Annotated in this window: 5 protein-coding genes; 2 read left to right on the top strand and 3 right to left on the bottom strand. The window is 54.7% G+C overall.

The annotated features are described in order from the left end of the window. Together ACT3T6_RS16275 and hglS are read left to right on the top strand one after the other, a co-directional pair. Nucleotides 1-1,423, top strand: a 1,423-nt coding sequence (locus ACT3T6_RS16275; protein WP_444625960.1) for a (Fe-S)-binding protein, incomplete at its 5' end; no start/stop codon positions are given. A 1-nt stretch (nt 1,424) separates the two neighbouring features. Further along, the gene (gene hglS / locus ACT3T6_RS16270; RefSeq protein ID WP_193054981.1) at nt 1,425-2,786 is read left to right on the top strand and encodes a 2-oxoadipate dioxygenase/decarboxylase HglS; all 1,362 of its coding nucleotides are present in this window, start codon (nt 1,425-1,427) and stop codon (nt 2,784-2,786) included. Nucleotides 2,787-2,820: 34 nt separating this feature from the next. Here hglS and ACT3T6_RS16265 read toward each other — a convergent pair whose 3' ends face one another. From ACT3T6_RS16265 to ACT3T6_RS16255, 3 genes are all read right to left on the bottom strand, one after another. Next, the gene (locus ACT3T6_RS16265) at nt 2,821-3,738 is read right to left on the bottom strand and encodes a LysR substrate-binding domain-containing protein (RefSeq protein ID WP_193054982.1); all 918 of its coding nucleotides are present in this window, start codon (nt 3,736-3,738) and stop codon (nt 2,821-2,823) included. Between the two features lie 72 nt (nt 3,739-3,810). Further along, entirely contained in the window at nt 3,811-5,667 is a 1,857-nt protein-coding gene (locus tag ACT3T6_RS16260) for a TRAP transporter permease (protein ID WP_287076734.1), read from the bottom strand. A 160-nt stretch (nt 5,668-5,827) separates the two neighbouring features. Beyond that, nucleotides 5,828-6,823, bottom strand: coding sequence for a TAXI family TRAP transporter solute-binding subunit (locus ACT3T6_RS16255; RefSeq protein ID WP_193054983.1), 996 nt, complete (start codon nt 6,821-6,823; stop codon nt 5,828-5,830). Nucleotides 6,824-6,879 lie beyond the last annotated feature (56 nt).

The raw sequence follows: 6,879 nt of genomic DNA, 5'->3' as shown, positions 1-6,879 counted from the left end.
TACCATTGATGAGCGCGCCTGGCAGGCCTATGACGCAGCGGTGTACTGCAACGGTAACGGCGCCTGCTACAACTACGACGTGGACGACCCCATGTGCCCGTCGTGGAAGGCGACCCGCAACCGCATTCACTCGCCCAAGGGGCGCGCCAGCCTGATGCGTGAATGGCTGCGCCTGCAGTCCCAGGCGGGCATCGACGTGGTCGAGGAGTCGCGCAAGAAAAAGGCGGAAGGCCGATGGGGCTTTGTTAAACACTTTCCAAAACGCCTGGCGAATACGTTCAGCCGCCAGCAGCATCATGACTACTCTCATCAGGTCTACGACGCCATGGCCGGCTGCCTGGCGTGCAAGTCCTGCGCGGGCCAGTGCCCCATTAAGGTCAACGTGCCGCAGTTCCGTTCGCAGTTTTTAGAGGTCTATCACGGACGCTATTTACGCCCCCTGCGCGACTACGTGATAGGCAGCACAGAGTTCATGCTGCCCACGCTTGCCAGGGCAGCACCGCTGTATAACGCCGTGATGGGCCAGCGCTGGGTGGAAACGCTGATGCGCCGCAGTGTGGGCATGAGCGACTCGCCATTGCTCTCCCGCGCCAGCGTGAAAAAGCAGCTACGTGCCTGGGGCGTAGCGGAAGCCACGCCCACCGCGCTTGCTCTGCTCACCGACCAGCAACGCGCCAATAGCGTGATTGTGGTTCAGGATGCGTTCACCACCCATTTTGAAGCCAAACTGGTCATGGACGTGGTCGAACTGCTCTCACGGCTCAACCTGCGCGTGTTGGTGATGCCCTATAGCGCCAACGGCAAACCGCTACACGTCCAGGGCTTTTTGGGCGCGTTTGAGCGTACGGCCGAAAAGCAGGCGAAACGCTTGCGGGCGTTACGCGAGTTTGAGGTGCCCATGGTGGGGATCGACCCGGCGATGACCCTGACCTACCGCCAGGAGTACGTAAAAGCGCTGGGACCCGACGCCGTGCCCGAGGTATTGATGCTGCAGGAGTGGCTGGCTATCCGGCTGCCCACCCTGGCACCCCGACAGCTAGCGCCCAATGCCTCCAGCTTTAAGCTGCTTTCGCACTGCACCGAAAAAACCAACGCCCCCGGAAGCCCGAAGGCATGGCAGCAAGTATTTGCCGCGTTTGGCCTGCCGTTGGAGTTGGTCAATACCGGCTGCTGTGGAATGTCCGGCACCTACGGCCATGAAACGCGCAACGCCGAAACATCCAAAACGATTTACGCCCAATCCTGGCAACCCCAGGTCGAGGCAGAGGAAGATACCGACAGGCTACTGGCCACGGGGTATTCGTGCCGCAGCCAGGTGAAGCGTTTTTCGCATATAAGCTTACAACACCCTCTTCAAGCACTATTAGTGCAGCTGAAATCGAGTATTCCTTTTCACCGTAACAACATGCATAGAGAGCTGTGAAATGACCCAGTCCGTGTTTTTAGCCACCAATGCTATTCGAGACCGTTTCTCCAGCGCCATGTCGGCGATGTACCAAACGGAAGTCCCCCAATACGGCACGTTGCTAAAGTTGGTTGAGCAGGTGAATCAGGAGACGCTTAGCCAGCAGCCAGAGCTACGCCGCCGTCTGGAGGCCCAGGGCGAGCTGACACGCTTGAGCGTAGAGCGCCACGGAGCGATTCGCGTGGGCTCAGCTGAAGAGCTATCCATGCTGCGCCGCCTGTTCGCCGTGATGGGCATGTATCCGGTGGGCTATTACGACCTTTCTGAAGCAGGGGTGCCGGTTCACTCCACAGCGTTTCGCCCTGTTGAGGATGACGCGCTGGCCTGCAACCCATTCCGTGTTTTTACCTCGCTGCTGCGCTTAGAACTCATTGAGAGTGAGACGCTGCGCCAGCGTGCCGAAGAGATCCTGGCCAAGCGGGATATTTTCACCCCCACGGCACGTGAGCTGGTTGAGCGCTTTGAAACCCAGGGCGGACTAACCTCTGAGGAGGCGGATCAGTTTGTTACAGAGGCCTTGGAAACGTTTCGTTGGCACCAGGATGCCACGGTGGATCTGGATACCTATCAAGCGCTGAGCGATGAACACCGTCTGATCGCCGATGTAGTGTGTTTTCGTGGGCCGCATATCAACCATTTAACGCCGCGTACTTTGGATATCGATGAAGTGCAGCGCCGCATGCCAAGCGTCGGTATGAACCCGAAGGCCGTCATCGAAGGCCCGCCGCGCCGTGAAGCGCCCATTTTGCTGCGTCAGACAAGCTTTAAAGCGTTAGAGGAATCGATCCGCTTTGCAGGCGATACCCAGGGCACGCATACCGCCCGCTTTGGTGAAATTGAGCAGCGCGGTATGGCATTAACGCCAAAAGGGCGCGCGCTTTATGATCAGCTGCTTAACGAAGGCCGCAAGCAAACAGCCGGGCTGGATAACAACGCTCACCAAGCAGTTATGGATAAGGTCTTTGCCGCCATGCCGGATAGTGATGAGGCAATGCGCCGCGAAGGTCTGGCCTACTTCCACTATCACCTCACAGAAGCCGGAAAAGTTGCTACAGGCGATGCCCGTACCGATATGGACGCCCTAATTACCAAAGGCCTGGTGGAAGCCCAGCCGATTACCTATGAAGACTTCTTGCCGGTCAGTGCGGCGGGTATCTTCCAATCAAACTTGGGCGGCGGCGAAAACGCAGCCTATGCGGGCAATGCCAACCGCGAAGCGTTTGAAGAGGCCCTTGGTGCCCTGGTGACCGATGAGTTGGCGCTGTATGCCGAGCGGGAACAGGCTTCCAAACAGCGCGTGCTGGCGTCATTAGCGATGTAATCCGCTTTTCAGTCTGCGGTGATGCTCAGGCTGCCTAATCGGTGGCCTGAGTGGTTGATACGCAGCATTCGGCACTCGCCGTTATATGCTCCACAAACCGGCGTACTTTACCCAGCTCACCCAAGTGTTCAGGGTAGACAAGATAATACGCACTTTCGCTGTACAACCGATGCGGCCAGGCGAGCACAAGGCGTTCGGCGGCCAGTTCTTCATCCACGGTAAAGTGAGGCACTAAGGCAACGCCGCCGCCGGCCATGGCGGTGCGTACCAGCATGGGAAAGGTTTCAAAGCGGGTACCGTGGTAGCTGCGATCAGTGGTGATCTCTTGACCTGCAAACCAGTGGTGCCAGGCATCCGGGCGGGTAGATAGGTGAAGTAGTGGCAACTGGGCCAAGTCGCTCGCAGTATGGATGGGGTGCCGAGCCAGAAGTGATGGGGCGGCAACCGCGACCATCTCCTCATTCACCAGCTTATGGCAGGCAAGGTTAGGCCAACTACCGTGACCGTAAAACAACGCAATATCAATATCCTGTTGCTCAAGATCAAAGTCTTCCACTCGGTCATGAAATTCCAGGCTAATGCCCGGATTGGCGGCTAAAAAGGGGGGCAGCTTGTCCGCTAGCCAGCGGCTGCCAAAGCTTGGCAGGGTGGCCACTTTAAGTACTTCACTGTTGCCGCTATAGGTCATGATGGTGTGGGTCGACATCTCAATCTGGGCGAGTACCTTGCGCACGTCGCTTAAAAAGATGGCGCCCTCTGGCGTGAGCACAAGCGTGCGCCTTACGCGGCGAAACAGCTTATGTTGCAACGTTGATTCAAGGTGGGCGACCTGCTTGCTGACGGCACTTTGGGTCAGACTTAGCTCATCGGCCGCCCGAGTAAAGCTCATATGGCGCGCCGCCGCCTCAAAGCACTGCATAGCGGCGGTTGAAGGAAGGTTGCGTGAGGCCAAAGGGGATGCTCCTGATAACCTGTGAATCACCCCGGTGGTCAAACGCCGGGGTGATGTAGAGGTGATCATAACTCATGAAGCGAGTGGCTGAGCATCCTGGAAAATATCCTTACGACGTGATTGCCACCAACCAATGGCTGCCATGGCAATCAAACCCAAGCCGCTGGTCATTAGCTCAGGCACCACCATGGCAAGCCCGGCGGCCAAGAGTACTAGACGCTCCCATACGCGGGAGTCGCGAATAAAGTAACCCAGTAATGCGCTGCTGACTCCCATGATGCCTAATAGTGAGAAGGCCAACGCACTGATCAACCCAAGCGGTGTAGGGTCTACCAATACCAGCATTGGGTTATAGATAAACGCGTAGGGGATAATAAAGGCCCCAATGGCTAGTTTAACGGCAGTAAAGCCGGTTTTCATCGGGTTAGCTTGAGCGATACCTGCGCCAGCAAAGGCAGCCAAACACACTGGCGGGGTGATATCAGCGATGATGCCGAAATAAAACACGAACAGGTGCACCGCCATGGGTGGAAGGCCAAACTCGTTGATGAGTGCTGGTGCCGCAATAGTAGCGGTAACCACATAGTTGGCCGTGGTGGGTAGCCCCATGCCCAGAACGATACAGGCGATCATGGTGAACAGTAGGGCGAGTATCAATACGCCATCAGCTAAACTGATAATACCGGCTGCGAATTTCGCACCCATGCCAGTCATGCCCACTACGCCTGCAATTATGCCCGCACAAGCTACGGCGGCAATGACCGGTAAAGCCACGCGAGCCCCTTGTTCGAAGATATTTAAAATACCTTTCAATGAAGACCGAGTATCTTTACGTATAAAGCTCACCGCAAAGGCGCAAGCGATGCCCAGTAACGCCGCTCGCTGAGCCGTAAACCCAATGCTGATCGTGGTTACAATAACGAGCAGCGGCAGCAGCATATAGCCTTTTTCCAGCAGCAGTTTACGCTTGCTGGGCAGCTGGTCTTTGGGAAGCCCCAGGATACGGTGACGCTTGGCTTCAAAGTGAACGCCAATAAAAATACCGGTGAAATAGAGGATGGCAGGGATTAGCGCGGCGAACATGATCTCCCGGTAAGAGACACCCACGTATTCCACCATAATGAAGGCGGCAGCCCCCATTAGCGGCGGCATGATCTGTCCACCAGTGGAGGCAGAGGCTTCAATGGCGCCTGCTACTTCAGGCTTGAAACGTGCATTCTTCATCATGGGAATAGTGAACGAGCCAGAAGCTACGGTATTACCAATCGAGCTGCCGGAAATCATGCCTTGTAGTGAGCTAGCCATGACGGCTGCTTTACCTGCTCCGCCGGTAAAACGGCCGGTGGCGGCAAAAGCCAAATCATTAAAAAACCGACCTACGCCGGTATGCATTAACACAACGCCGAAGAATAAGAACAGGAAGATAAAGCGCGCCGATATTTGCAGAGGAGTGCCAAACACACCGCTTTCTCTAAACCATAAATACGGCGAGATCTGCTCAAGTGCAAAACCCGGATGGGAGAGTAAAGGGCTCGGAATCAGGTTGCCAAATAGCGCATACAAAATCGCTATCGCTGCCATGATAACAATAGGCATGCCGACTGTACGGCGGGTCGCTTCAAGAACAAACAGTACACCCAGAACGGCTATGGTGAGATCAAATGTTGAGTAGCCGGTAATACGGGCGCGCAACACCTCTTCGTAAAAAATGATTTTATAATAGGCTGCAAAGGTTGCTGCAAAAGCCAGTACGATATCGTACCAGGGAACGCCGCGGCGAGGTCTGGCGCCACGTGTGGCAGGAAAGAGGATGAAGATCATCCCAAGAGCCATGCCAAGGTGAACAGCACCTTGCTGCTGTGAAGGAAGCGTACCGAAATAAGCTGTGTAAAGGTGGAAGCAAGTGAGTGATACGCCCATTAACGTAATGAGCCATGCCCATTTGCCTAATTGCAGCGGCGAGCGTATCTGAGACTCACGATCATATTTCTCTAATAGAGATGCTTCGTCAGGAGTTTTTTTTTATCCACGATTAAGCCTCATGCGGATGACGCCGCTGGTTTACCCAGCGGCGGGAAGGGGGCACAAATTAATCAGTCAGATCGCTCAAGCTTTCAATCTTGGAGCGCTCGCGAGTGACAATCTGGATGACTTCTGGATAGATATGGCCGATAAATGCGACATTACCGATAGCGCCACCGTCGAACTCCCCACGGCCTTCAACAGCATCTTGAGCGGGCGCGTGCACCGTCATCCCAAGATCCATACTATTGTCGCGGATGCTCACCAGATTCTCGATTGAGGCTCCGGTTTCGATGTTGGTGAAGTTCTGGCCATCCAGGTAACGGTTCCAGATTGTCGCCATCTCGCCACCCAGCGGGTAGTAAGTACCGCCTTGGCTACCGGTACCCAGGACGAATTCACTTTTAGGCTCAATATCGCCCAGTTCGGCTACGGGATTATCGACAGTCAGCCCTTGCTCTTCATAATAGCGTTTGGCGCCAGGATGAATAGGCAAACCATCAGAGCCGTTTAAGGCATTTTCCAGGGTCATGAATGCCGATTGAGCGTGTGTGTTCTCTTCAGCATGCTCATGCATCAAACGCGCCAGCTCATAGCCTAGTTCTTCATTAATAGTCTGAGTATTGCCGACCAAAACAGCATAGGCCGTGATGGTTTCTACATCCTCATCCTGAAAGTCGTAGCTGCCTGCCGGAATGGTGAAACGTTTATAGGCACTATTGGCTTCGATGTAATCAATTGCCTCATCACTTAAGCTCAATAATCGCGCATCACCACTCGAGGCTTGCAGGTTTTCAATGCTGCCTGAGGGCAAACCAAGAATGCCAATCGAAATATCAATGTTGCCGTCTTGTACGCCATCAAGTGCAGCGCCAAAGCCTTCTTGATACGTGCTGTATTTTTCGCTGCCTATACCGTAGGCATCAAAGAGCAGCTGGGAAACGCCTTGCGTTGTACTGGCAGGAGGCCCAATAGCGATATTAGGCTTACTGTCGCTACTACATCCCGCTAGTAAAAGACTGACGCTTAAGCCACAGCAAACCTTGGACAGTGGGGATTTCATATTAACTCCTGCTAATGAAATTATTTTTAATAGTTAAGTGACGCCCCATTGCCAAG

It is taken from the genome of Halomonas sp. 72 (assembly GCF_052379785.1).
In the GTDB taxonomy this organism is placed as follows: domain Bacteria; phylum Pseudomonadota; class Gammaproteobacteria; order Pseudomonadales; family Halomonadaceae; genus Vreelandella; species Vreelandella citrativorans.
The sequence above is the reverse complement of the archived record's forward strand: the minus strand, read 5'-3'. Positions and strand labels throughout refer to the sequence as shown.